A 25901-nucleotide genomic window follows, 5' to 3' on the forward strand; every position below is an offset into this window, starting at 1 on the left:
CACAACCACCCCAGACTCTCCCCCATACGAACAGGGAGAGCCCCACATGAACCGCAGCCTCGCCATAAAACTGGGCATGATTGCCCTACTGATTCTTTTGCTGATGATCCCGCTGTTGATGATCAACGGCCTTATCGACGAGCGCCAGGAGCTGCGCGACGGTGTGTTGCAGGACATCGCTCGCAGCTCCAGCTACAGCCAGCAACTCATCGGGCCGATGATTGTGGTGCCGTTTCGCAAGGACGTGAAAGTCTGGAATACCAACGAGAAAACCGGTGTGCGTTTCCTGGAAACCGTCGAGCGGACGGGCGAGTTGTATTTTTTGCCGGATGCGTTCGAACTCGACGGCCAGGTCCGCACTGAAACCCGTGCCCGGGGGATCTACGAAGCGCGGTTGTTCCATGCCGATAACCGGATCGATGGCCGCTTCAAGGTGCCGGAGCGCTACGGTATCGCCGCCAAGGACTTTGCCGATTACCGTTTCGACGAACCGTACTTGAGCGTGGGCATCAGCGACATCCGCGGCATCGAGAATGCGCTGACCCTGACGCTCAACCAGCAGACCGTCGACTTTTTGCCTGGTTCGCGGCTCGGCTGGCTGGGGCAGGGTGTGCATGTGCCGCTGCCGATGATCACCGCCCAGGGCAGCCCGGAGCTGACCTTTGGTTTCGATCTGCGCCTGCAAGGTACTGGCGAGTTCCAGGTTCTGCCAGTGGGCAAGTCCACCAAGGTGCACCTGTCGGCCGACTGGCCGCATCCGAGCTTCATCGGCAACTACCTGCCGGTCAATCGTGAGATCAATGAGCAGGGCTTCAGTGCTGACTGGCAGACGTCGTTTTTCTCCACCAACCTCCTGGAAACATTGCAAGCCTGCGAGCCCAGCGATAGTTGTGAAGCGTTCCGCAGTCGCGCCTTCGGTGTGAGCTTCATCGACCCGGTAGACCAGTACCTCAAGAGCGACCGGGCGATCAAATATGCGCTGCTGTTCATTGCCCTGACGTTTGCTGGCTTCTTCCTCTTCGAAGTGCTCAAGAGCCTGGCGGTGCACCCGGTCCAGTACGCCTTGGTGGGCGTGGCGCTGGCGTTTTTTTACCTGTTGCTGTTGTCGCTGTCGGAGCACATCGGCTTCACCCTGGCGTACCTGGTGTCGGCCAGTGCCTGTGTGGTGCTGATCGGGTTTTATGTCTGCCATGTGCTGCGCAGCGTGAGCCACGGCCTGGGATTCTCGGCGGGGCTGGCGGGGTTGTACGGCTTGCTCTATGGCTTGTTGAGCGCCGAGGACTACGCGCTGTTGATGGGCTCGCTGTTGCTGTTCGGCCTGTTGGGCGTGTTCATGGTGTTGACCCGTAAGCTGGATTGGTACGGGGTTGGGTCCAAGTCGGCCGCTGCGATGAGCTTTGACTTGGGAGAGGTGAAATGAGCCGGTCGTTGGGGTTGCGTGAGGATCAGCGAGTGCGCGAAGTGTTGGTGATGCGGATTGCCGGGTTGTTTCCTGTGGATCCGGTGCGCTGCCATCGCGAGCAGGCTCGCTCCCACAAAGGGCGACACGATCAAGTGTGGGAGCGAGCCTGCTCGCGATGAGGGCGGAACGGTCAATGCAAATCTAAACCCTGGGCACCGTCTCAACCATCGAAGGCCGCAAGCTCACTTCGGCGAACCATGCCGCCAGTTGCGGATTGGCCTTGCGCCATTCCAGGTCTGGATGGCGCAGGTCCAGGTAGCCCAAGGCGCAGGCCACGCTGATGGAGGCCACGTCGAAATGGCAGGCCAGTTCGGCAATCGCCTCGGCTTCGAGCATGGCCAGGGCCCGGCGAATCTTGTCCCGCTGCGCATCGAGCCATTCGTCCCAGTGTTTTTCCGCCGGACGCAGGGCGGTTTCGTAGCGGATCATCACGGCCGCATCCATGATCCCATCGGCCAGGGAGGCCAGGGTCAGGCGCCGCCAGCGGGCTGCGCCATCCCGGGGGATCAGCGGATTGCCGACGTGCTGGTGATCGAGGTAATCGAGGATGACGCGGCTGTCATGGATCACGCTGCCGTTGGCCAGGCGCAGGGCCGGGATCTTGCTCAATGGGTTGTCGTCGATCAGGACCCGGTCCGGTTTGACCGGCGTGAGCTGGCTGAGCTGCAACGCCACGCGGTCTTGCTGGCCGGTTTCGTGGAGCAGCACCAGGACCTTGCGAACGAAGGGCGAAGCGGGATTGTGGAACAGCGTCATGCTGGGGGTGGACATGCAGGTATCCTCGATAAACGGCAGTGGCTTAGCCTAGACAGTTCCAGAGCGGCTGGCGAGTGGTCCTAAGGCGTGACAGGTTCCGAATGTGGGAGTGTCGGGCTCAGGTTATCCTCGCTTGATCAGTCCCCAGGCGCCCAGCGCTGTCGGCACGCCCAGTCCGACCCAGCTCACGGCATCCCATGCGCCGTCGCCCAGCAACGCCGAAAACAACCCCGCCGCGCTAAGCGCACCGATCATCAGGGGAATACCGAACACTTTCCAGAAACTCGATTGCCGAGGCCTCACGAGGCGACCTCCGCGACAACGCTTGCACGCTTGGCCGCCTTGCGCCGCACCAGCCACAGGTAAACACCGCTGCCGAGGACGATGATGGTCAGCACGTCGAGGGTGGCCCAGAAAATCTGCATCGGTCGGCCACCGTAGTCACCGAAATGCAGCGGCAACGACAGGCTCATGACATCCATGTACCACGGCCGTTCGGCCACGGCGGTGACCTCCAGGGTGCTGGCGTCGATCAGTACCGGCGTCAGCAAATGCGAGGTCAGGTGGGTGCTGCCTTTCATGAACACGCTGTAGTGGTGTTCGCTGGAAAACAGCGTGCCGGGGAAGGCGATGAAGCTCGGCGCCATGCCCGGCGCGACGTCCTTGGCGATGTCCAGCAAACGGGTGGCCGGTGCCAGTTGGGTCAGCGGCGGGGCATTGCGGTAGGGTTCGATCATGGCGCTGAGGCTGTCGTTGCGCCAGGCGGCGATGATCAGGTCGGCGCACGCGGCGATCACGCCGGTGACGCCCACGGTCAGCGCCCACACCAACGTGACCACGCCGATCAGATTGTGCAGGTCGAGCCAGCGCAGGCGCGTGGATTTGTCCTGGCGCACTGTGGCGAACTTCAAGCGGCGCATGAACGGCAGGTACAGAACCACCCCGGAGACGATGGCAATCACGAACAACAACCCCATGAATGCCAGCAACAATTTGCCCGGCAACCCGGCGAACATGTCCACGTGCAGACGCAACATGACCATCATGAAGCCGCCATTGGCCGAGGGCATTTCCAGGGCCTCGCCGGTGCGCCCATCGAGCATGAAAGTATGGGAGGAATTGGGTTCGGTGCCCGGTGTCGGCGCCATGATGGTGATGACGCCGTTTGGTTCGTCTTCGTCCCAGCCAAAATACTGGACCACTTCGCCCGGGCGATGGGCCTTGGCTTTTTCCACCAGTTGTTGCAGATCCAGCGGCGGCGTGTCGGCCGGCATTTCTCGAAGCTGGGGGGCGTCGCCCAGCAGGTGTTCGATTTCATGGTGGAAGATCAACGGCAGTCCGGTGATCGCCAGCATCAGCAGGAATACCGTGCAGATCAGGCTGGTCCAGGTGTGGACGAAGGACCAGCGGCGAATGGTTTTGCTTTTCATGGGCGATCCGAATGCAAGAGGGCCACGATGCTTGAGGCCAGTCAGTCAAATCGCGAAACCTGTGGGAGCGAGCCTGCTCGCGAAAGCGCAGTGTCACTCAACATCAATGCAACTGACTCACCGCCATCGCGAGCAGGCTCGCTCCCACAGGTATTTCATTTAACTGATCGACCTCAGTGACAGATGACCCTCAAAAAGATTTTGCAAATGCTAACCGTTTACCATTTGTAATTCACGCTGGCGACGACGTTGCGTTGGTCGCCGTAGTAGCAATAAAAGCCATCGCAGGTGGACAGGTAGTCCTTGTTGAAGATGTTCTTCGCGTCCACCGCTACCGTGACCCCCTTGAGGGTCTTGTTCAAACGGCCCAGGTCGTAATGGGCCGAGGCGTCGTACACGGTGTAGGACCCGACATGGCCCCAGTCGGTGTTGGTGGTGTTGCCGTAGGTGTCACCGACATAACGCACGCCGGCGCCGACGCCGAAACCGTCGAGCGGGCCGTTATGCCAGGTGTAGTCGGCCCAGGCGGTGGCCTGGTGACGCGGCACCTGGGCCATGCGCTTGCCTTTTTCCGCCGTCGTGCCCTTGGTGATTTCACTGTCGTTGTAGGTGTAGGAGCCGATGAGCTTGAGGTTGTCGGTCACGTCGCCCGAGGCTTCCAACTCCACGCCACGCACCTGTACTTCACCCACTTGGCGGGTGACGTTGTTTTCGGTGACAGAGTTGTTTTTCTGAGTCAGGTCGAACACCGCTGCGGTCAGCAGGGTCTTGGTGCCGGGTGGCTGATACTTGATACCCGCTTCGTATTGTTCGCCTTCGGTGGGTTTGAATGCTTCGGTGCTGTTGACGGTCGAGCCTGCCGCCGCCTGGAACGACTGGGCGAAGGAGATGTAGGGCGTCACACCGTTATCGAAGACGTAGCTCAACGCCGCGTTGCCGCTGAATTTCTTGTCGCGCTGGGTGTTGGTGACGTTGTTCTGGTTGTGGAATTCGGTGCCGGTGTGAATCCAGTCTTCACGACCGCCGAGGGTCAGGCGCCAGTTGTCCAGGGCGATCTGGTCCTGGACGTACAGGCCGGTCTGGTTGGTCTTCTGGTTGTAGTCGTACATGGTGAAGTACTGGACGTTGGAGAAATCCTGTCCATAGATCGGGTTGTGGATGTTGCTGGTCGGCACGCCGGTCGACCCCCACAACCAGCGCGAATTGCTGTTGGAGCGCTGGTGATCCAGGCCCAGCAGCAAAGTGTGGCTGAGGGCGCCGGTCTGGAAGTCGGCCTGGAAGTTGTTGTCCACGGCGAACTGGCTGATGTCTTCGTCGACGACACTGGCACTGCGCTTGACGGTGCCATCGGCGCTCACCGCTTCATCTGGACCCGCCGGCCAGAATTGCCCACCGGCGGAGATGCCCTGGGTTTCCAGGTCGCTCTTGGTGTAGCGCAGGTTCTGGCGGAACTGCCAGGTGTCGTTCAGGCGATGTTCGAACGCATAGCCGAGCGCGTAGTAGGTACGGTCGTAGAATTCCCAGTCCGGGTCGCCGAGGTTCTTGTGGTGGGAAATCTTGCCCGCTGGCGAGGACAGCTTGGTGCCTTGCAGCGGCAGGAATTGCCCGGTGATGCCGGTGTCGTCGCGGGTGTACTGGGACAGGAAGGTCAGGCGCGTGTCGTCGTTGATGTTCCAGGTCAGGCTCGGTGCGAGGTTGTAGCGCTTGTCGGGGATGTGATCGACCTGGGAATTGCTGTCACGCACGGTGCCGCTGAGCCGATAGAGGAACTGGCCTTCGTCATCGACTTTGCCGGTGCTGTCGAAGTTGATCTGCTTGTGTTCGTAGCTGCCGGCCTGCAACTCGACCTCGTTGCTGTTTTCGGCCTGTGGGCGCCGGCTGACCATGTCCAGCATGCCGCCAGGTGGCGTCTGGCCGTAGACCGAAGAAGCCGGGCCACGCAGTACGGCGATGCGTTCAAGGTTCCAGGGCTCGATTTTCGGCGTGATGTAGTTGCCCCTGGGCAGCGGCAGGCCATCGAGGAACTGAGTCGGTACGAAGCCGCGAACCAGCAGCCAGTCATTGCGCGAATCCGAGCCGTAGCCGCTGCTTTGCACGCCAGCGGTGTAGCGCAGGGCGTCATTGAGGTTGAGGACAGAACGGTCCTCCATCTGTTGGCGCGTGACCACCGAGACTGAGCGCGGCAGTTCGACGATCGGTGTATCGGTCTTGGTACCGGCGGCGGTGCGGGTGGCGACGTAACCCTCGGTCGGGCCCCACGCGGTTTCGCTGAGGCCGGCGCCGATCACGCTGGTTTCCGGCAAGGCCATGACGCCTTCAGGCACGGCCACCAGGCTGTAGGTGCCGGCGCTGCTTTGCTCCAGTTGCAGGCCGGTACCGCGCAAGGCCTCGCGCAATGCGCCGGTGGCGTCGAACTGGCCCTGGACCGGAGCCGAGGTCTTGCCCGAGGCCAGGGACGGACTCAGGCTCAGCGCGAGGCCGGCCTGGCTGGCGATCTGGTTCAGGGTGCTGGCCAGGGGCGCGGCGGGCAGGTTGTAGGTGCGCACGCTCGTGGCCTGTTCGGCGGCCAGCAGCGGACCGCTGGCGAGAGGAACGGCGAAGGCAATGGCAACGGCCAACAGGCTGGGGCGCAACAGGGTGTCTAGCGGGCGGGACATACGGCGGCTCCTGAATGGAAATATTTCTCAATTGCCTGGGTGCCGGATGAAAATTGAAAAGTGATAGGGCTGGATGAAAATAATTTAGATTCAGCTTGGAGCCTGGTGTCCTGCCTGGCCTTGTGTTGAGGCTACTGGCCTCATCGCGAGCAGGCTCGCTCCCACCGTTGATCTTCAGTGAGCCGCTGCTTCGTGTACAACACCGCTCCACTGTGGGAGCGAGCCTGCTCGCGATTAGGTCATCACTGACGCAAGATTCCTCAAGGCTTGGCCTCGGCCCTCGGCCCCACCACCACCCACCATCGCGTGTGATGCTCGACCTGCACCGGCAAGGTAGGCAGCAGGGCGGTCAAGGCCAGGTCGGTGTCGTGCAGCGGAAAACTGCCGGTGATGCGCAGGTCTGCCACTTGGGGCGCGACACCTAAGTAACCGCGCCGGTAGCGCCCCAGCTCATGGACCAGGTCTTCGAGGCGGGCGTTGTCCACCACCAGCATGCCGCGAGTCCAGGCATCGGCGCCGGGGTTCAAGGCAATGGTCGGTCCGAGGCCGTCGCGACGCATCAGCACCTGCTGGCCTTCGCGCAGGATCTGTTCGACGTCCGTTGCCTCTGGATGCGCTGCTACCGCGGATTTCAACACGCTCAGACGCGTGCCTTGGTCCTCGCGCTTGACCAGGAACCGGGTGCCGAGGGCGCGCATGCTGCCTTCGCGGGTCTCGACGATAAACGGACGCGGGTCGCCGTGGCCGGTTTCCACCAGGATCTCGCCTTCCTGCAGGACGATGCGACGCTGTTTGTCATCGAACCGCACATCCAGCGCACTGTGGGTGTTGAGATTGACCAGTGTGCCATCGGCCAGACGCAGGGTGCGCTGCTCGCCTGTCGCGGTGCGCTGATCGGCCAGCCAGTAATCCAGCGGCAGGTAACGTTCCCCGGCAAACAACGCCAGGCCGATGACCGCGACAACACTGGCCAGGCCGCTGCCCACCTTGCGGATCCGCCGGCGAATGCTGACCCGCGATTGCAGCAGTGCGGCCCGCGCCGGTCCACTTGCGACGCTGAAACGCTGGTCGAGCATGCCCAACTGCTGCCAGGCCCGGGCGTGTTCTTCGTCGGCAGCATGCCAGCGGGCGAAGGCTTCGCGCTCCTGGGGGCTGCTCGAGTCCAGCGACAATTGCCAGGCAATGGCGGCGTCCAGCACGCTGGCCGACACCGGTTTGGCATGGGCCTGGCTCATGTCGGCTCACCATAAAGTGCGATGTAGCACTGGCGAATGCCTTGGGCCAGGTACTGCCGCACCCGCGGCACCGAAACCCCCAGGCGCTCGGCGATTTCGGCGTGGCCGAGGCCGTCCAGGCGGTTATAGAGGAAGGCTGCGCGAGCCTTGCTCGACAGTTTGCCCAGCAGGCGGTCGATGGCCTTGAGGTCTTCCAGGATGATTTGCTGTTCCTCCACCGAGGGCTGCTCGGCCTCGGGGATCAGCATCAGTTCGGTGAGGTAAGCCTGCTCCAATGCCGCTCGCCGGAAGTAATCGAACAGCAACCCCTTGGCGATGGCCACCAGGAACGCCCGGGGTTCGCGAGGCGCCTTCAGCTCCTCGCGACCCAGCAAGCGCACAAAGGTGTCCTGGCTCAGGTCCTCGGCCCGTTGCGCACACGCCACGTTGCGGCGCAGCCATCCCAATAGCCAAGCGCGATGGTCACGGTACAACGCACCAACCAAATCACTATGAGGAGTCGTGTCCGGTCTCACAAGTACCGTTCCTTTTTGACGGCGTCTGCTGCCGTCATGCTGCGTTGCCGCTCCTCGCCATAGCGGGCTATGACTCGTCGCGGCGCCTTGCCTGACGACAGCCGCCACTCGTCAAAAAAGGGACGGTACTTGCGAGACCGGACACTAGGGACTGACGACACGGAGCATCACCGACGTTTTAAGTAACGAGAATTGTTCGCGATTGTGGCAGAGGCGGGGGCGGGAAAGCAATTGGCGCTGGTCAGGCGGTGGTGATGGTGCTGGATGAAAGCAAGTCCTCTGTGGGAGCGAGCCTGCTCGCGATACGGACAACACGGTGTCCTGTCGGATCAGGGCGATGCCATCGCGAGCAGGCTCGCTCCCACAAAAGCCTCGGGCTTATGGGCCTTCAGGTTAAAGCGAAGGCGCCTGCTGGCGCCGTTTCCACTGGCCCAGGCGCTGTTGCAGGTCCAGCGGGCTGTGGATCTGCTGCTGGCGGGCACGGCTGAACAGGATCAGCGCCAGTTCGGCGGTGGCCAGGGCGTCGGCACTGGCGTTGTGGCGGTCGAAGACTTGCAGCTTGAACCAGTCGATCCATTCATCCAGGCCGGCCTTGCGCAGATTGGCCTGGGGGCAAAGCATCGGTGCCAGGTCGGCCACGTCCAGGAACGCATGCTGCAAGCGATAGCCCAGGTAATCTTTCAAGGCACGCCCGAGCATGTGGGAATCGAACGGCGCGTGAAAGGCCAGCAGCGGACTGTCGCCGACGAATTCCATGAACGCCAGCAGCGCCTCGGCCGGGTCGCTGCCGGCGGCAATGGCGCTGGGCGCCAGACCGTGGATCAACACACTCGGCCCGAGTTTCTGCTTGTCGCATTGCAGGGTGCGTTCGAACTGTTGGCTGAAGTCGATCGCGCCGTCTTCGATGACCACCGCACCGATGGACAGAACCTGATCCTTGTTCAGGTTCAGGCCGGTGGTTTCCAGGTCCAGGACCACCCAGCGCTGCTCCCGTAAGCTGCGTTCATCCAGCGGCGAGGGGGCGGGCAGGCGTTCCAGGCGCTGCTGCCACATCTGCGGCAACAGCGGCTGAGCCGGGCGTAGCCAGGAAAAAATGCTCACAACTGATACCTCAGCGCCAGGCTGCTTTGCAGACGTTGGGCCTGACGCAGGGATTCACGCAGGATGCGCCGGTCCAGGTGATTGAGGCTGTCAGGGTCGACGCGATTGGAATAGGGCAGGTTCTCGCGGGTTTGCAGTTGGTGTTGCTGCATGCGGGTCTGCTGGATGAAGTGGTAGGCCTCTTCATAAGCTGCGCCATCGAGCGGTTCGATGACTTCCTTGACCACCAATTGCCGCAAGCGCTCCAGGGTATTGTTGGCTTCGATGCCATTGGCCAGCGCCAGCAAACGGGCGCCGTCGACGAAGGGCGTGAGGCCCTGCACCTTCAAGTCCAGGGTCGCTTTTTCACCATTCTTGCGGCTCAGCACGAAATCCCTGAAGCGTCCTACCGGCGGGCGATGGCGCAGCGCGTTCTCGGCCATCATGCGCTGGAACAAGCGGTTATCGGCCACTTGGTCGAGGATCTGGCGGCGCAACTGCTCGCAGCCTTGCTCGTCGCCCCAGACCACCCGCAGGTCGAAATAGATACTTGAGCCCAGCAGGTTTTCCGGCGTCGCTTCACGAATGAATGCCGCAAAGCGCCGGGCCCATTCGGCGCGGGACAAGCACAGCTCGGGGTTGCCGGCCATGATGTTGCCCTTGCACAAGGTGAAGCCACACAGGGCCAGGCTCTGGTTGATCTGTTGAGCGATGGGCAACAGCAGGCCACGGATCTGCGCGGCATGGGCAGCGTCCCGCGCTTCGAACAAGATGCCGTTGTCCTGGTCGGTGTGCAGGGTCTGCTCGCGCCGGCCTTCACTGCCGAAACACAGCCAACTGAACGGCACGCCGGGGTCGCCTTTGTCAGCCAGGGTCAACTCGATGACCCGGCACACGGTGTGGTCGTTGAGCAAGGTGATGATGTGGGTGATCTGGGTCGAGGAGGCGCCGTGGGCCAGCATGCGCTCCACCAGTTGGCCGATTTCGCCACGCAGGGCCACAAGGTTTTCTACCCTGGGGGCGCTGCGAATGGTCCGGGCCAGGTGCACCAGGTCGACCCGTTGCAGGGAAAACAGATCGCGTTCGGACACCACGCCACACAGGCGTTGCTCCTTGACCAGGCAAACGTGGGCGATGTGGCGCTCGGTCATGGCGATGGCCGCGTCGAATGCGCTGTGGTCCGGTGAGAGAAAAAACGGTGCCTGGGTCATGTGTCCTACGATGGCCTGGGAAAAATCCCCGGAGCCATCGGCCACCACCTGTCGCAGGTCGCGCAAGGTGAAAATTCCCACCGGGGTTTTCTGCTCATTCACCACCACGATGCTGCCGACCTGTTGTTCGTGCATCAGCTTCACGGCTTCGCGCAGCGGCGTCTCCGGGCTGCAACTCACCGGATGACGCATCGCCAGTTCGCCCAGCCGCGTGTTGAGGGAGTACTGGGTGCCCAAGGTTTGCGCGGACTTTTGCTGGACCTGTTGGTTGACCTGGTCGAGCAGGCTGCTGACCCCGCGCAGGGCGAAGTCGCGAAACGGGCCGGACAGGGCGAACAGCTTGATGAAGGCTTGTTTGTTCAGTTGCAGGCAGAACGTGTCTTCGCCGGCCCGATGCTCGGTGCGCGTGGCCCGTTCACCCAGCAGCGCGGCGAGGGGGAAACATTCGCCGGTGGTGATTTCGAAGGTGGTTTCGGTGCCACCTTTGGCCGTGTGCGGACGTTCGCCTACCACCCGGCCTTGCTTGACGATGTAGAAATGCTCCACCGGGCCGTCGGCGGGTTTGATGATGGTTTCGCCCGTCGCGTAGAAGCGCAGCAGGCATTGCTCCACCAGGTAGGCCAGGTGGGCGTTTTCCATCTGGTTGAACGGGGGAAAGCGTTGGAGAAATTGCAGCGTCCCCTGGATGTTTTGCAACACCGCGGTTTTCCCGGCCTGGATGAAGGCGTCCGCTTTTTTCATAACCATTACGCAGTCTTTTTCGAATTGTTGTGGTCGGATCTGTTCTGCCATGGTCGGCCCCTCAGCGCGGGGTGCCCATTGGACGTAAGTCTAGGTCGCTGCATAGGGGGCAGGCTTACGGAAAAGTCCTACGCCGAGCGTCGGAAAAATCTTCATTAAATGTTCTTGGAAAAAAATCCGACGAAGTGCACATTGAAGCGCCGCAGAACGATGTCTGACCACTGTGCCAGGGGATCGATTTAAAGAACGTAGAGAGCACCATGTCCGACCACGATATTTTGAGTGACGCCGAGCGCGAGGCGCTGAATGCCGTCATGCTGGAACCTGACCTGCCGCCGCAGCGCGTCTTGATCGTCGATGACGACAAGGACGCTCGTGAGCTGTTGTCGGAGATCCTGGCGTTGGACGGGATTCACTGCATGACCGCCGCCAGTGGCGAAACGGCACTCAAGATGCTGGAAACCAAGCCATCGATAGGCCTGCTGATTACCGATCTGCGCATGGGCAATGTCGATGGCCTGGAGCTGGTCCGCCTGGTGCGCGAGTCGGAGCGGGCGGCGTTGCCGATCATCATTGTGTCGGGCGATGCCGACGTGAAGGACGCGATTGAAGCCATGCACCTGAGCGTGGTGGACTTTTTGCTCAAGCCGATCGATACCGACAAGCTGTTGGGGTTGGTCAAGCATGAGTTGGGGATGGATCTTTAAGATTTCCCTGCCATGAATGAAACCTGTGGCGAGGGGATTTATCCCCGCTGGGCTGCGAAGCGGCCCTCGATTCTGCGCAACGATCCGATCCGATGGCGAGCGCTTCGCACTCGAACGGGGATAAATCCCCTCGCCACAAAAGCATTCATGCGCAAATAAAACAAAAGCATCCATGCAAATAAAAAAGCCCTGATCGAGAGATCAGGGCTTTTTCGTTGTAGCGCTATCGCTCAATCACAACCCATTGGCTGCCTTGAACTCACGACGGCGACGGTGCAGCACCGGCTCGGTATAGCCGTTAGGCTGTTTCGTGCCTTCGATCACCAGTTCGACCGCCGCCTGGAAGGCGATGTTGTTGTCGAAGTCTGGCGCCAGCGGACGATACAGCGGGTCGCTGGCATTCTGGCGGTCTACCACCGGCGCCATGCGCTTGAGGCTTTCCATCACCTGGTCCTGGGTGACGATGCCGTGGCGCAGCCAGTTGGCGATGTGCTGGCTGGAGATACGCAGCGTCGCACGGTCTTCCATCAGGCCGATGTCGTTGATGTCCGGCACTTTGGAACAGCCGACGCCCTGGTCGATCCAACGCACCACGTAGCCAAGGATGCCCTGGGCGTTGTTGTCCAGTTCGTTCTTGATCTGCTCCGGCGTCCAGTTCGGATTGACCGCCAACGGGATGGTCAGGATGTCGTCCACCGAAGCGCGAGCGCGCTTGGCCAGTTCGGCCTGGCGAGCGAACACGTCGACCTTGTGGTAGTGCAGCGCGTGCAACGCGGCCGCGGTCGGCGACGGCACCCACGCGGTGTTGGCGCCGGCCATTGGATGGGCGATTTTCTGTTCCAGCATCGCCGCCATCAGGTCCGGCATGGCCCACATGCCCTTGCCGATCTGTGCGCGACCTTGCAGGCCGGTGCTCAGGCCGATGTCGACGTTCCAGTTTTCGTACGCGGCGATCCACTTCTCGGCTTTCATGTCCGCCTTGCGCACCATCGGGCCGGCTTCCATGGAAGTGTGGATTTCGTCGCCGGTGCGATCGAGGAAACCGGTGTTGATGAACACCACGCGCTCGCTGGCGGCCTTGATGCAGGCCTTGAGGTTGACCGTGGTACGGCGCTCCTCGTCCATGATCCCGACCTTGAGGGTGTTGCGCGGCAGGTTCAGCACGTCCTCGACACGACCGAACAGCTCGTTGGTGAACGCGGCTTCTTCCGGGCCGTGCATCTTCGGCTTGACGATGTACACCGAGCCGGTGCGGCTGTTGCGCCGCGAGGTGTTGCCGTTGAGGCTGTGGATCGCCGCCAGGCTGGTGACCAGGCCATCGAGGATGCCTTCCGGCACTTCGTTGCCATGCTTGTCCAGGATTGCGTCGATGGTCATCAGATGGCCGACGTTACGCACGAACAACAGCGAGCGGCCGTGCAGGGTCACGCTCGAACCGTCGACGGTGGTGTAGACACGGTCGGGGTTCATGGTCCGGGTGAATGTCCGACCGCCCTTGGCGACTTCTTCAGCCAGGTCGCCCTTCATCAGGCCGAGCCAGTTGCGGTAGATCACCACTTTGTCATCGGCATCGACGGCAGCGACCGAGTCTTCGCAGTCCATGATGGTGGTCAGGGCGGCCTCCATCAGGACGTCTTTGACGCCGGCGGCGTCGGTCTGGCCGACTGGGGAGTTGGCGTCGATCTGGATTTCGAAGTGCAGGCCGTTGTGTTTCAGCAGCACGGCGGTCGGTGCCGAGGCGTCGCCCTGGAAGCCGATCAACTGGGCATCGTCACGCAGGCCGCTGTTGCTGCCGCCCTTGAGGGTGACCACCAGTTTGCCGTCGACGATTTTATAAGCGGTGGAATCGACATGGGAGCCGGCCGCCAAGGGCGCCGCTTCGTCGAGGAAAGCACGGGCGAAGGCGATGACCTTGTCGCCGCGAACCTTGTTGTAGCCTTGGCCTTTCTCCGCACCGTCGGCTTCGCTGATGGCGTCGGTGCCATACAGTGCGTCATACAGCGAACCCCAGCGGGCGTTCGAGGCGTTGAGGGCGAAGCGGGCGTTCATCACCGGCACTACCAGTTGCGGGCCGGCCATGCGGGCGATTTCGTCATCGACGTTTTGCGTCGTGGCCTGGAAATCCGCCGCTTCTGGCAGCAGGTATCCAATGTCTTGCAGGAAGGCTTTGTAAGCCACGGCGTCGTGGGCCTGGCCGGCACGAGCCTGGTGCCAGGCGTCGATCCGCGCCTGGAAATCGTCGCGTTTGGCGAGTAGGGCTTGGTTCTTCGGCGCCAGGTCGTGGATGACCTTGTCGGCACCGGCCCAGAACGCGTCGGCGGTGAGGCCGGTTCCGGGAATGGCTTCGTTATTCACGAAGTCGAACAGGACTTTGGCGACCTTAAGGCCACCGACTTGAACGTGTTCAGTCATTGCTTGCCTCACTCTGCTCAGCTATTTCGCTTTTCAGCTCTTCGATTTTGACAATGAAGCCTCGGGACATTTAAACCACAAACCCCGGAACCAGTACATGCCATCGCTGGCGGCTGGGTGTTAAGCCTTGCTGACGGGGCTTTTCAGGGATGCGACTGGCCTTAAGCAGACATCGGTACAACATTATGTAGTGCGTGCTGCGGCATACTACATGATCAATTGCGCTTGTGAAAATTAGACTAATTGCGTCGTTCCGCGACCGACTAAAGCAGTATGGTCACGACGAGGCACAGGATGTTCTCAAAAAACAGGCAGATTGTTCCAGATAAATCTGAATGTTTGTACACGATGTTTCTGCTTCCACAGTGGTCAGGTATAAATCCTCAGGCTCACGGTCTGCTCGCGATCAGCTGCCTATACTGTTTCTTCCACAACAAGAGGGCCGCGCCATGGACCATCTGGTCATCACTGTTTTCGCCCCGGACAAACCCGGGCAGGTCGAGCGCATTGCCAATTGCATCGCCGAGCACGGCGGTAATTGGCTGGAAAGCCGTATGTCGCGACTGGCGGGGCAATTTGCCGGAATCCTGCGGCTCAGCGCCCCGGCCGAAGTCCATGAAGAGCTGATCGAAGCCTTGCAGGGGTTGTCGGTCCATGGCATCCGCGTACTGATTGCCGAAAGCAGCCAGGAAGAAACCTGTAGCTGGAAACCCATCGCCATGGAACTGGTGGGCAATGATCGTCCCGGCATTGTGCGTGACATCACCCGATTGCTGAGCGAACAGGGGGTAAACGTCGAACGCCTGGTAACGCAGGTTCGTCCGGCGCCGATGAGCAACGAGTTGCTGTTTCACGCCGAAGCGACCCTCGGGGTGCCCTTGACCCTGTCGTTGGACACCTTGCAGGAGCGCCTGGAAACCCTGGCCGATGAGTTGATGGTGGAACTCAAGCTCAGCGACGAAGCGCAATAAAGGTTATCCAAGGAAAAACTGCGCCTGCCTGTGGATAACCTGTAGAGACCCGGCTCCAGCCCAAGGCCGCCGGGGCTCAGCGGAGAGTGGTCAAAAAATCATCAGTTTTCAAGGGCTTGTGCACAAACGGCGGGGATCACGCTGTGGATAACCTTGGGAAGGATAAGCGCAGGCCACGTCTGGCGTGGCCTGTGGAGGTTTGTACGTTTTTTGATCAGCTGCGCCGGCGCATGCTGATCACCGCATCGACGCTATACACCGCAAGCCCAGCCCAGATAAACAGGAACGCCACCAGTGTGCTGGACGACAGGTGCTCACCGAACAGCAGCACGGCGAGCAACAACACCAGCGTCGGTGCGATGTACTGGAGGAACCCGAGGGTGGTGTAGGGCAAATGCCGCGCCGCGGCGTTGAAGCACACCAGTGGTACCAGCGTCACGGGGCCGGCCGCCACCAGCCACCAGGCTTCGGAGGTGGTCCAGAAAGCGGCCTGGGCACTGGTGGCCGTGGGGTTGAACAGCAACCAGGCGATGGCGATCGGCACCAGCATCCAGGTTTCCACCACCAGCCCCGGCAATGCCTTGACCGGTGCCTGTTTGCGGATCAGCCCATAGAAACCGAAGGTCAGCGCCAGCACCAGGGATACCCACGGCAGGCTGCCCACCTGCCAGACCTGCTGCGCCACGCCAACTGCCGCCAGACCCACCGCCAGCCATTGCATGCGGCGCAGGCGCTCGCCGAGGATCAGCATGCCCAGCAGTACGTTCACCAGCGGGTTGATGTAGTAACCCAAGCTGGCTTCAAGCATGCGTTCGTTATTCACCGCCCAGACGTAAGTCAGCCAGTTGGCCGCGATCAACGTCCCGCTCAAGGCGAGGATCGCCAGGCGTCGTGGATTGTCCCGCAGTTCGCGCCACCAGCCCGGGTGTTTCCAGACCATCAGCAACGCCGCGCCGAATAGCGCCGACCACAGCACCCGGTGGATGATGATTTCCACCGATGGCACGCTGGCGATGGCCTTGAAGTAGATCGGGAACAGTCCCCAGATGATGTAGGCGCTCAGGCCCAGGATGTACCCGCGACGCGGGTTGGCGGCTTGCATGCAGAGTCCTTGCTTAGGCAGCTAACAAAAGGGTGATTGTAAGGAGATTTGTCAGGTTGTGCTGTGAACCTTGTAAGGGAATCGGCTTCGCCGCAGGTCTCCTGTGGGAGCGAGCCTGCTCGCGATAGCGGTGTGTCGGTCAACATTAATGGCGACTGTTCTATCGCTATCGCGAGCAGGCTCGCTCCCACAGGGCTTCAGTGATTGTTGGAGCCCAGCCCAATCAGAACAACTTCAACGGCTCTTCATTGAGCGCCGCCAGCTGCTCACGCAGCGCCAGTACCTGGTCGCCCCAGTAACGCTCGCTGCCGAACCACGGGAAGCTGCGGGGGAAGGCCGGGTCGTCCCAGCGTCGCGCCAGCCAGGCGCTGTAGTGCATCAGGCGCAGGGCTCGCAGCGGTTCGATCAGCGCCAGTTCACGCGGGTCGAAGTCGTGGAACTCACGGTAGCCATCCATCAATTCCGACAACTGCCCCAGGCACTCCTGGCGATCGCCGGCGAGCATCATCCACAGATCCTGCACCGCCGGACCCATGCGGCAGTCGTCGAGGTCGACGATGTGGAAGATCTCGTCGCGGCACATCATGTTGCCGGGGTGGCAATCGCCGTGCATGCGGATGTTCTTGTGGGGCGTGGCGGCGTAGACCTCTTCGACGCGCTTGAGCAGGTCCCTGGCGACCGACTCGTAGGCCGGCAGCAGGCTGCGGGGCACGAAACCGCTGGCCAATACGGTGGCCAGCGAATCATGGCCGAAATTCTTCACGCCCAAGGCTTCACGATGCTCGAACGGGCGGGTCGCGCCGACCGCGTGCAGGCGCCCGAGCAACTGTCCGAGGCGATAGAGTTGATCGAGATTGCCCGGCTCCGGCGCCCGGCCACCGCGACGGGGAAACAGGGTGAAACGAAACCCGGCGTGTTCGTGCAGGCTCGTGCCGTTGTGGATCAATGGCGCTACCACGGGCACTTCGTATTCGGCCAGCTCGAAGGTAAAGCTGTGCTCTTCCAGGATCGCTTCGTTGGTCCAGCGCTGGGGGCGGTAGAACTTGGCGATCAGCGGCTCGGCATCTTCGATACCGACCTGATAGACGCGGTTCTCGTAGCTGTTGAGGGCCAACACGCGGGCGTCGCTGAGAAAACCGATGCTTTCAACGGCATCGAGCACCAGGTCGGGCGTGAGGGTTTCAAACGGATGGGACATGCTGACTCCTGCGCAGCGGCAGGGCTGCCGCGTCCGGCCCAGCATGGTAGCGCAGACGGAGGCAGATAGGGGGCGGCTGTGCTGATGCTATCGCGAGTAGGCTCGCCCCTACAGTGGAACTTCGGTTGTACCGCCGATCCCTGTGGGAACGAGCCTGCTCGCGAAGAGGCCCTATCAGGCGCCGATGACCCCGCCATCTTCCCGGGTGATCACCATCACCGATGACCGCGGCTTGCCGTTGGGCAGGTGCTCAGGGAAGGTCGAACCGCCATTTTCCCCAGGATGCTGGATCCCGACGAACAAGGCTTTCTGGTCCGGTGCAAAACTGATCCCGGTCACTTCGCAGCCCACCGGCCCGACCATGAAGCGGCGGATTTCGCCGCTGTTGGGGTCGGCGCAGAGCATCTGGTTGTTGCCCATGCCGGCGAAGTCCCCGGCATTGCTGGAGTCTCCGTCAGTGAGGATCCACAGCCGCCCGGCTTTGTCGAAGCCCAGGCCATCGGGGCTGTTGAACATGTTCTGCGCGTTGATGTTGGACGACCCGGCTTTCGGCGTGCCAGCGTGTACCGTCGGGTTGCCGGCGACCACGAACAGGTCCCAGTCGAAGGTCTTGGAAGCGTGGTCGTCGCGGTCGGTGCGCCAGCGCAGGATCTGCCCGTAGACGTTCTTGGCCCGAGGGTTTGGCCCGTCCACCGGCTGGCCGTCTTCGCCGCGCTTGGAGTTGTTGGTCAGGGTGCAGTAGACCTGGCCGTCTTTCGGGCTGACCACGATCCACTCCGGGCGGTCCATGCGGGTGGCACCCACTGCGCTGGCGGCCAGGCGCGCATGGATCAGCACTTCGGCCTGGTCGGCGAAACCGCTGCTGGCGTCGAGGCCGTTCTTGCCATGGGTCAGCTCGATCCACTGGCCCTTGCCTTTGGGATGGTCCGGGTTGCCGTCGCCGGCGTCGAAACGCGCCACGTACAAGGTGCCATAGTCCAGCAGGTTACGGTTGGCCTTGGCATTGCGCGGGTTGATGCGTTCGCGGCTGACGAACTTGTAGATGAACTCGCCGCGCTCATCGTCGCCCATGTACACCACGGCGCGACCGTCATTGGTCTGTGCCAGGGCGGCGTTTTCGTGTTTGAAACGGCCCAGGGCGGTGCGTTTGACCGGGGTGGATTGCGGATCGAACGGGTCGATTTCCACCACCCAACCATGGCGATTGAGCTCGTTGGGGTTCTTCGCCAGGTCGAAGCGCGGATCAAACAGGTGCCAGTTGATCTCGCGGCTGGTGACGGTCGCGCCGTAGCGCTTTTGCGCTTCATCGAACTGCAAATCGGACTTGCTGCTGCCGAAGCAGTCGGTGAAGTTTTCTTCGCAGGTCAGGTAGGTGCCCCACGGCGTCATGCCGTTGGCGCAGTTCTGAAAAGTCCCCAGCACTTTCTTGCCGCTCTTGTCGGCGCTGGTTTTCAGCAGGTCGTGGCCGGCGGCCGGGCCGCGCAGGCGAATCGGCGTGTTGCCGTGGATGCGGCGGTTGTAGCGCGATTCCTGGACAAACTGCCACTGGCCGCGACGACGCTGGACCTCGATTACCGAAACCCCTTCGCTGGCCTGGGCCTTGTGCACGTCTTCGGCCGACTGCGGCTGGCCGCCGTGGGGGAAGAGATAGCGGTAGTTGGTGTATTCGTTGTTGATCGCCATCAGCGCCCGGTTATTGTCGCCGGGGAACGGGAACAGGCTCATGCCGTCGTTGTTGTCGCCGAACTGCACTTCCTGTGCGCGGGCAGTGCCGTTGCCACTGGGGTCGAAGGCCGGTGCATTTTTCTGCAGCGGCTGGCCCCAACTGATCAGCACCGAGGATTTGTAGCCCGGCGGCAAGGTGATGGTGTCGGCCGTGGCGGCGGCGATGCTGTTAAAGCCCAGCAGCTTGCTGTTGCCTTCGCTCACGGCTGCGGCCAGGACGCTGCGGCTCAGCAGGTTGCCGCCCAGGAACATCGCTGCGCCGCACAGTGCGCCGGCACTGATGAAGCCACGACGGCTCAGGCCGACGATCTTTTCCAGGTCGGTGGATTGGTTTTCTTCTAATAGGCTCATCATCAGGCTCCCTGCTGGTTTTGGCAGTCACCTTAAAGCGGGTCGATGAAACTATTGTTGCAGTGCGCTACAGCGGTGTGCCGAGCAGCACATTTGTTGGCGAAAACGTCACTTGCACCGGTGAGCCGGTTGCCAGTTTCTGCGCTTGCAACTGAAGCGGCTCGGCCAGGGCGCACAGCGTCTGGCCATTGGGCAGGCCGATGCGCACTTCGCTGGGGCCGTCTTCGGCTGCGGCAATCTGCTCGATCACGCCGCGTAATGTATTGATTCCCGATTGCTCCGCTGGCCCGACAAGGTGCAATTCCAGCCAGCCGGCCTTGATCAGGGCGACCACTTCGGTGCCGATCGCCAGCTCCAGGCGCAGTGTGCTGTCGTGGGTGATCTGGGCTTCGATGACCAGGCCCCGGGCCAACTCCAGGCGTACCCGGTCGTTGTGCCCCTGGGCCTCGATGCCCATGACCTTGCCGTGCAATTGATTGCGCGCACTGGTGCGCAGCATCAGACGACTGAGCAGGCCCAGGTCGCCAGCGTCCTCGCTCGCCTCCAGCAGTTGCGCCTGCAACGCTTGCAGGCGCTGATACAGGCGCAGCACGCGGTGGCCTTCCTCCGACAACTTGGCACCGCCACCACCCTTGCCGCCGACGCTGCGCACCACCAACGGTTGGTCTGCCAGGTTGTTCAATTCATCGATGGCATCCCAGGCGGCCTTGTAGCTCAGGCCCGCGCTCTTGGCGGCGCGGGTGATCGAGCCCTGTTCGGCGATGTGCTGCAACAGCGCGATGCGTTGGGGGCGCCGAACGATGTGCTGGGTCAGAAGCGTGGGCAAGGACATGACGGAAAACTGCATGCAAGGGCGATGAGCGGACGTTGGCGTCTTGAGCGCAACACGTCAAGCCGGCTCACCGGGTTTCGGCGTACGGGCCAAGCAGTACACATCGACCCGCGCAGCGCCGGCATCGCGCAACAGGGCCGCCAATGCCTGGGCGGTGGCGCCGGTGGTGAGCACATCGTCGACCAGCGCCAGGTGACGGTTGCGCAACGCGGCCTCGGGCTCCAGGGCAAAGGCCTGGCGCAGGTTTCGCCGTCGCGCCTTGGCGTCGAGGGCCTGTTGGGCGGGGGTGTCCTGGGTGCGTCGCAGCAGGTTTTCTTGGCAAGGGATCGCCAACGGTCCACTGAGCCAGCGGGCCAGTAGCGCGGCCTGATTGAAACCGCGCTGGCGCAAGCGCCGGGTCGCCAGGGGCACCGGCACCAGTACGTCGGGCCGTTCCAAGCCTTCGTCGAAATGATGTTGTAGCGATTGGGCCAGCAGTTCGCCCAGTAGCCGACCCAGGGGCCACTTCGCCTGATGCTTGAAACGGGTGATCAGGCTGTCCACCGGGAAGTCGTAGGCCCAGGGTGCCAGGACCCGCTCGAAGGCCGGCGGTTGCGAAGCACATTGCCCACAACGCAGTCCGGCCATGGGCAGCGGCAATGCGCAGACGCGGCATTGATCGCCGAGCCAGGGCAGTTCGCTTTCACACGGCGTGCAGATAGGCTGCGGTGTGTCGGTGCTTTCTCCGCACAACAGACAGAATTGTTTGTTTTTTAACCAGATGTAAACCTGGCCTTTGTAACGTGGTTGACAGCGCATGGCTCTTCCTTAAATATGCCGAACATCCGTGTCGCGCCTGTGGGTATTCCATCCCCCCAGGCGCCAGCCAAGCATAATCAAGGAAATGCCCATGAGCGCCAGCACCACTGCCAACCTGCGTCATGACTGGTCTTTGGCCGAAGTCAAAGCACTCTTCGTCCAGCCATTCAATGACCTGCTGTTCCAGGCGCAGACCGTGCACCGCGCGCACTTCGACGCCAACCGTGTTCAGGTTTCCACGCTGTTGTCGATCAAGACCGGCGCTTGCCCGGAAGATTGCAAATATTGTCCGCAGTCCGGTCACTACAACACCGGGCTGGATAAAGAGAAATTGCTGGAAGTGCAGAAGGTCCTCGAAGAGGCCGCGCGTGCCAAGGCCATCGGTTCGACCCGTTTCTGCATGGGCGCGGCCTGGAAGCATCCGTCGGCCAAGGACATGCCGTATGTGCTGGAGATGGTCAAAGGCGTGAAGGCCATGGGCCTGGAAACCTGCATGACCCTCGGCCGCCTCGACCAGGAGCAAACTGCGGCGCTGGCCCAGGCCGGCCTGGACTACTACAACCACAACCTCGATACCTCGCCGGAGTTCTACGGCAGCATCATCACCACCCGCACCTACAGCGAGCGCCTGCAAACCCTGGCCTATGTGCGTGATTCGGGGATGAAGATCTGCTCCGGTGGCATCCTCGGCATGGGCGAGTCCCTGGACGACCGCGCCAACCTGTTGATCCAACTGGCTAACCTGCCGGAGCATCCGGAGTCGGTGCCGATCAACATGCTGGTCAAAGTCGCCGGCACGCCACTGGAAAATGCCGAGGATGTCGATCCGTTCGATTTCATCCGCATGCTCGCCGTGGCGCGGATCATGATGCCCAAGTCCCATGTCCGCCTGTCCGCCGGCCGTGAAGCGATGAACGAGCAGATGCAGGCCTTGGCGTTCCTGGCCGGTGCGAACTCGATTTTCTACGGTGACAAGCTGCTGACCACTGCCAACCCGCAAGCCGACAAGGACATGCAGTTGTTCGCTCGCCTGGGTATTCAGCCCGAAGCCCGGGAAGAACATGCCGACGAAGTGCACCAGGCGGCGATTGAGCAGGCGCTGGTGGAGCAGAAGAGTAGCGAGCAGTTCTACAACGCCGCTGTTTGATTGCTCACCGATTCCCTGATTGGAATGCAAGAAACTGTGGGAGCGAGCCTGCTCGCGATGGCGATGGAACCTTCAACATTTGTGTCGACTGGTACACCGCTATCGCGAGCAGGCTCGCTCCCACAAGGTTTTTGGCCAGTCTTTAAATAGTTGAGACCTGCATGCCCTTCGATCTCGCCGCACGCCTGGCTGCCCGTCGTGCCGAAAACCTCTATCGCCAGCGCCCGCTGCTCGAAAGCCCCCAGGGCCCGGAAGTGGTGGTGGACGGCCAGCCGTTGCTGGCTTTCTGCAATAACGATTACCTGGGCCTGGCCAATCACCCGCAGGTGATCGAGGCCTGGCGCGCCGGGGCGGCTCGGTGGGGCGTCGGTGGCGGTGCTTCCCATCTGGTGATCGGCCACAGCGGTCCACATCACGCCTTGGAAGAAGCCTTGGCCGACTTGACCGGCCGCCCACGGGCGCTGCTGTTCACCACCGGCTACATGGCCAACCTCGGCGCGGTCACCGCGCTGGTGGGGCAGGGCGATACCGTGCTGGAAGACCGCCTCAACCATGCGTCGTTGCTCGACGCCGGGCTATTGTCCGGTGCGCGCTTCAATCGTTATCTGCACAACGATGCTCAGAGCCTGGCCAACCGCCTGGAGAAAGCCACCGGCAATACTTTGGTGGTTACCGATGGCGTATTCAGCATGGACGGCGACATCGCCGACCTGCCGGCACTGGCCCGTGCGGCCAAGGCCAAGGGCGCCTGGCTGATGGTCGACGATGCCCATGGCTTCGGTCCACTGGGGGCCAATGGTGGCGGTATCGTCGAGCATTTTGGCTTGAGCCAGGATGACGTGCCGGTGCTGGTTGGCACCTTGGGCAAGGCCTTCGGTACCGCCGGCGCTTTTGTCGCCGGTAGTGAAGAACTGATCGAGAGCCTGATCCAGTTCGCCCGCCCCTATATCTACACCACCAGCCAACCGCCGGCCCTGGCCTGTGCGACGCTCAAGAGCCTTGAACTGCTGCGCAGCGAGCATTGGCGGCGTGAACATTTGCAGGTGCTGATCCGTCAGTTCCGTCATGGCGCCAAACAGATCGGCCTGCAATTGATGGACAGCTTCACGTCGATCCAGCCGATCCTGATCGGCGATGCGGGGCGGGCGATGCGTTTGTCGCAGATGCTGCGTGAGCGCGGGCTGATGGTCACGGCGATCCGTCCGCCCACCGTACCGGCCGGCAGCGCCCGTTTGCGCGTGACCCTGACCGCTGCCCACAGCGAAGCCCAGGTGCAACTATTGTTGAATGCACTGGCCGAGTGTTTTGCCCTGCTGGGACCGGAGCCGAGCCATGCGTGATCGACTGATACTGCTGCCCGGTTGGGGCCTGGGTGTTTCACCGCTGGAGCCGCTCGCGGCGGCGTTGCAAGGCCTCGACGAACATCTGCGGGTGGAAATCGAACCGTTGCCGGCCCTGACATCGAGTGACCCCGATGAATGGCTCGAAGAGTTGGATGCCGCCGTGCCCCAGGATGCCTGGCTGGGCGGTTGGTCCCTGGGGGGCATGCTGGCTTCGGCGCTGGCGGCGCGGCGCGGTGAGCGTTGCTGCGGCTTGCTGACCCTGGCGAGCAATCCCTCGTTCGTCGCCCATGCGCAATGGCCGAGCGCGATGGCCGCTGAAACCTTCGATGGCTTTCTCGCCGGATGCGCTGCCGATCCACGCCAGACCCTCAAGCGTTTCAGTTTGTTGTGTGCTCAGGGTTGCAGTGATCCGCGTGGATTGTCGCGGTTGCTGTTGGCCGGTGCGCCGAGTACTTCGCCCGAGGTATTGATGGCCGGGCTCGAACTGCTGGCGCAACTGGACACCCGTCAGGCGTTGCAAAGTTTTCGCGGCCCGCAACTGCATCTGTTTGCCGGCCTCGATGCCCTGGTGCCGGCTGAAGCCGCGGGTGAGTTGCTGGTCTTGCTGCCGGATGTCGAAATCGGCCTGATCGAACAGGCCGGTCACGGATTCCTTCTGGAGGACCCCCATGGTGTGGCGGGGGCGATCCAGGCTTTTTTGCATGAGTCCGGTGATGACTGATTTGTCTCTTCCCAAATTACCCGGTGCCTTGCCCGACAAGCGCCAAGTGGCGGCCTCGTTTTCCCGGGCCGCGAGCAGCTATGACAGCGTGGCCGAATTGCAGCGCGATGTGGGCCAGCAGTTACTGGCGCGACTGCCGTCTTCACGCCTGCCGGGACGCTGGATGGACCTGGGCTGCGGCACCGGTTACTTCACCCGGGCCTTGGGCGCGCGCTTCGGCGAGGCGAATGGCCTGGCGCTGGATATAGCCGAAGGCATGCTCAACCATGCTCGTCCCCAGGGTGGCGCTGCGCATTTTGTCGCCGGCGACGCGGAGCGACTGCCTTTGCAGGCGTCGAGTTGTGATTTGGTGTTCTCCAGCCTGGCGGTGCAGTGGTGCGCGGATTTTGCCTCGGTGCTGAGCGAGGCCCATCGCGTATTGAAACCGGGTGGGGTGTTTGCCTTTACTAGCCTTTGTGTGGGCACTTTGTACGAATTGCGCGACAGTTGGCGTCAGGTGGATGGCCTGGTGCACGTCAACCGTTTCCGCGCATTCGAGACGTATCGACAATTGTGCGCGGCCAGTGGGCTGCATGTTCTCAGTCTTGAAAATCGTCCCCATGTGTTGCATTACTCCGATGTGCGCAGCCTGACCCACGAGCTGAAAGCCTTGGGCGCCCACAATCTGAACCCTGGCCGGCCCGGTGGGTTGACGGGCAGGGCGAGGATCCTGGCGTTGGTTGAAGCCTACGAACAGTTTCGACAGGCGCAGGGGTTGCCCGCGACCTATCAGGTGGTCTACGCCGTCTTGGAGAAACCGCTATGAACCAGGCCTATTTCATTACCGGCACCGACACCGATGTAGGCAAGACCACCGTCGCGGCAGGCCTGCTGCATGCTGCGCGGCAGGCTGGCATGAGCACCGCCGCTGGCAAACCCGTGGCCTCCGGTTGCGAGGTGACGCCCAAGGGGCTGCGCAATGCCGATGCCTTGGCCTTGCTGGCCGAATGCTCGATACCTTTGACTTATGCACAGGTCAATCCGGTGGCGTTCGAACCGGCAATAGCGCCGCACTTGGCCGCCCGGGAGGCGGGCGTTGCGTTGACGGTGCAGTCGCTGCTAGGCCCGATGCGCGAAGTGCTGGCGCTGGGCGCCGATTTCACTTTGATCGAGGGTGCGGGCGGTTGGCGCGTGCCGCTAGCCGGCCAGGACAATCTTTCCGACCTGGCGATAGCGCTGGGCTTGCCGGTGATCCTGGTGGTGGGTGTGCGCCTGGGATGCATCAGCCATGCGTTGTTGACCGCCGAGGCTATCGCCCGTGATGGCCTGCAGCTTGCCGGTTGGGTCGCGAACATCATCGACCCGGCCACCTCGCGCCTGGAGGAAAACCTGGCAACCTTGGCCGAGCGACTTCCGGCGCCTTGCCTGGGCAGGGTGGCACGAATCCAAAGCGTGACAGCCGAAGCCGTGGCCGAACACCTGCAATTGGACCTGCTGGACTGAGACTTTGCCAAGGTTTTGCCTATGA

Annotated in this window: 22 protein-coding genes; 8 read left to right on the forward strand and 14 right to left on the reverse strand. The window is 62.1% G+C overall.

What is annotated here, in order from left to right; translation table 11 throughout:
• Nucleotides 1-46: 46 nt before the first annotated feature.
• Entirely contained in the window at nt 47-1420 is a 1374-nt protein-coding gene (gene creD / locus AC30D9_RS09860) for a cell envelope integrity protein CreD (protein ID WP_134926123.1), read from the forward strand.
• A gap of 183 nt (nt 1421-1603) precedes the next feature.
• Here creD and AC30D9_RS09865 read toward each other — a convergent pair whose 3' ends face one another.
• The 8 genes from AC30D9_RS09865 to AC30D9_RS09900 all read right to left on the reverse strand — a co-directional run bounded on the left by AC30D9_RS09865 (nt 1604) and on the right by AC30D9_RS09900 (nt 11087).
• On the reverse strand, nt 1604-2233 hold the full coding sequence (locus AC30D9_RS09865) for a glutathione S-transferase (protein WP_307576307.1): 630 nt from the start codon (nt 2231-2233) through the stop codon (nt 1604-1606).
• Between the two features lie 108 nt (nt 2234-2341).
• The gene (locus AC30D9_RS09870; RefSeq protein ID WP_134926120.1) at nt 2342-2521 is read right to left on the reverse strand and encodes a hypothetical protein; all 180 of its coding nucleotides are present in this window, start codon (nt 2519-2521) and stop codon (nt 2342-2344) included.
• Nucleotides 2518-3648 (reverse strand): PepSY-associated TM helix domain-containing protein, encoded by a 1131-nt coding sequence (locus AC30D9_RS09875; protein ID WP_134926119.1) that lies wholly within the window; start codon nt 3646-3648, stop codon nt 2518-2520. The genes AC30D9_RS09870 and AC30D9_RS09875 overlap by 4 nt, the downstream gene beginning before the upstream one ends.
• Before the next feature lie 218 nt (nt 3649-3866).
• Nucleotides 3867-6305 carry a TonB-dependent siderophore receptor gene (locus tag AC30D9_RS09880; RefSeq protein WP_490143959.1) on the reverse strand — a complete coding sequence of 813 codons (2439 nt, stop codon included), beginning with the start codon at nt 6303-6305 and terminating at the stop codon, nt 3867-3869.
• A gap of 260 nt (nt 6306-6565) precedes the next feature.
• Entirely contained in the window at nt 6566-7540 is a 975-nt protein-coding gene (locus AC30D9_RS09885) for a FecR domain-containing protein (RefSeq protein ID WP_490143960.1), read from the reverse strand.
• A complete protein-coding gene (locus AC30D9_RS09890; protein ID WP_109755014.1) occupies nt 7537-8055 on the reverse strand; it encodes an RNA polymerase sigma factor in 519 nt (172 codons plus the stop codon). Before AC30D9_RS09890 ends, AC30D9_RS09885 begins: the two co-directional genes overlap by 4 nt.
• Before the next feature lie 393 nt (nt 8056-8448).
• Nucleotides 8449-9156, reverse strand: a complete 708-nt coding sequence (locus AC30D9_RS09895) for a 3'-5' exonuclease (protein WP_134926115.1) — start codon at nt 9154-9156, stop codon at nt 8449-8451.
• Nucleotides 9153-11087, reverse strand: a complete 1935-nt coding sequence (locus tag AC30D9_RS09900) for a putative nucleotidyltransferase substrate binding domain-containing protein (protein WP_307576347.1) — start codon at nt 11085-11087, stop codon at nt 9153-9155. Before AC30D9_RS09900 ends, AC30D9_RS09895 begins: the two co-directional genes overlap by 4 nt.
• A gap of 260 nt (nt 11088-11347) precedes the next feature.
• Between AC30D9_RS09900 and AC30D9_RS09905 the strand changes: the two genes are divergently transcribed.
• Complete coding sequence (locus tag AC30D9_RS09905; RefSeq protein WP_134926113.1) at nt 11348-11794, forward strand: response regulator; 447 nt, start codon at nt 11348-11350, stop codon at nt 11792-11794.
• A gap of 234 nt (nt 11795-12028) precedes the next feature.
• Here AC30D9_RS09905 and AC30D9_RS09910 read toward each other — a convergent pair whose 3' ends face one another.
• Nucleotides 12029-14206, reverse strand: a complete 2178-nt coding sequence (locus AC30D9_RS09910) for a malate synthase G (protein WP_490143961.1) — start codon at nt 14204-14206, stop codon at nt 12029-12031.
• A gap of 449 nt (nt 14207-14655) precedes the next feature.
• Between AC30D9_RS09910 and AC30D9_RS09915 the strand changes: the two genes are divergently transcribed.
• On the forward strand, nt 14656-15177 hold the full coding sequence (locus tag AC30D9_RS09915; RefSeq protein WP_490143962.1) for a glycine cleavage system transcriptional repressor: 522 nt from the start codon (nt 14656-14658) through the stop codon (nt 15175-15177).
• Between the two features lie 214 nt (nt 15178-15391).
• Here the strand turns inward: AC30D9_RS09915 and rarD are convergent, their stop codons facing one another.
• The 5 genes from rarD to AC30D9_RS09940 form a co-directional block, all read right to left on the reverse strand.
• Nucleotides 15392-16279, reverse strand: coding sequence for an EamA family transporter RarD (gene rarD, locus AC30D9_RS09920; RefSeq protein ID WP_134926110.1), 888 nt, complete (start codon nt 16277-16279; stop codon nt 15392-15394).
• A 223-nt stretch (nt 16280-16502) separates the two neighbouring features.
• Nucleotides 16503-17477: a serine/threonine protein kinase gene (locus AC30D9_RS09925; RefSeq protein WP_134926109.1), complete on the reverse strand. Its 975-nt coding sequence runs from the start codon at nt 17475-17477 to the stop codon at nt 16503-16505.
• 174 nt (nt 17478-17651) lie between these two features.
• On the reverse strand, nt 17652-19553 hold the full coding sequence (locus AC30D9_RS09930; protein WP_490143963.1) for a PhoX family protein: 1902 nt from the start codon (nt 19551-19553) through the stop codon (nt 17652-17654).
• Nucleotides 19554-19620: 67 nt separating this feature from the next.
• Entirely contained in the window at nt 19621-20385 is a 765-nt protein-coding gene (locus tag AC30D9_RS09935) for a TOBE domain-containing protein (protein ID WP_490143964.1), read from the reverse strand.
• A gap of 57 nt (nt 20386-20442) precedes the next feature.
• Complete coding sequence (locus AC30D9_RS09940; protein WP_490143965.1) at nt 20443-21183, reverse strand: double zinc ribbon domain-containing protein; 741 nt, start codon at nt 21181-21183, stop codon at nt 20443-20445.
• Nucleotides 21184-21274: 91 nt separating this feature from the next.
• Between AC30D9_RS09940 and bioB the strand changes: the two genes are divergently transcribed.
• The 5 genes from bioB (at nt 21275) to bioD (ending at nt 25876) form a co-directional block, all read left to right on the forward strand.
• Nucleotides 21275-22330: a biotin synthase BioB gene (gene bioB / locus AC30D9_RS09945; protein ID WP_307576282.1), complete on the forward strand. Its 1056-nt coding sequence runs from the start codon at nt 21275-21277 to the stop codon at nt 22328-22330.
• Between the two features lie 161 nt (nt 22331-22491).
• Nucleotides 22492-23670 (forward strand): 8-amino-7-oxononanoate synthase, encoded by a 1179-nt coding sequence (gene bioF / locus AC30D9_RS09950; protein WP_490143966.1) that lies wholly within the window; start codon nt 22492-22494, stop codon nt 23668-23670.
• Nucleotides 23663-24394, forward strand: coding sequence for an alpha/beta fold hydrolase (locus tag AC30D9_RS09955; protein WP_134926103.1), 732 nt, complete (start codon nt 23663-23665; stop codon nt 24392-24394). Before bioF ends, AC30D9_RS09955 begins: the two co-directional genes overlap by 8 nt.
• Nucleotides 24387-25199 carry a malonyl-ACP O-methyltransferase BioC gene (gene bioC / locus AC30D9_RS09960; RefSeq protein WP_134926102.1) on the forward strand — a complete coding sequence of 271 codons (813 nt, stop codon included), beginning with the start codon at nt 24387-24389 and terminating at the stop codon, nt 25197-25199. The genes AC30D9_RS09955 and bioC overlap by 8 nt, the downstream gene beginning before the upstream one ends.
• Nucleotides 25196-25876 carry a dethiobiotin synthase gene (gene bioD / locus AC30D9_RS09965; RefSeq protein WP_134926101.1) on the forward strand — a complete coding sequence of 227 codons (681 nt, stop codon included), beginning with the start codon at nt 25196-25198 and terminating at the stop codon, nt 25874-25876. The genes bioC and bioD overlap by 4 nt, the downstream gene beginning before the upstream one ends.
• The last annotated feature ends 25 nt before the right edge of the window (nt 25877-25901 follow it).

This window comes from Pseudomonas sp. DF11 (assembly GCF_058148565.1).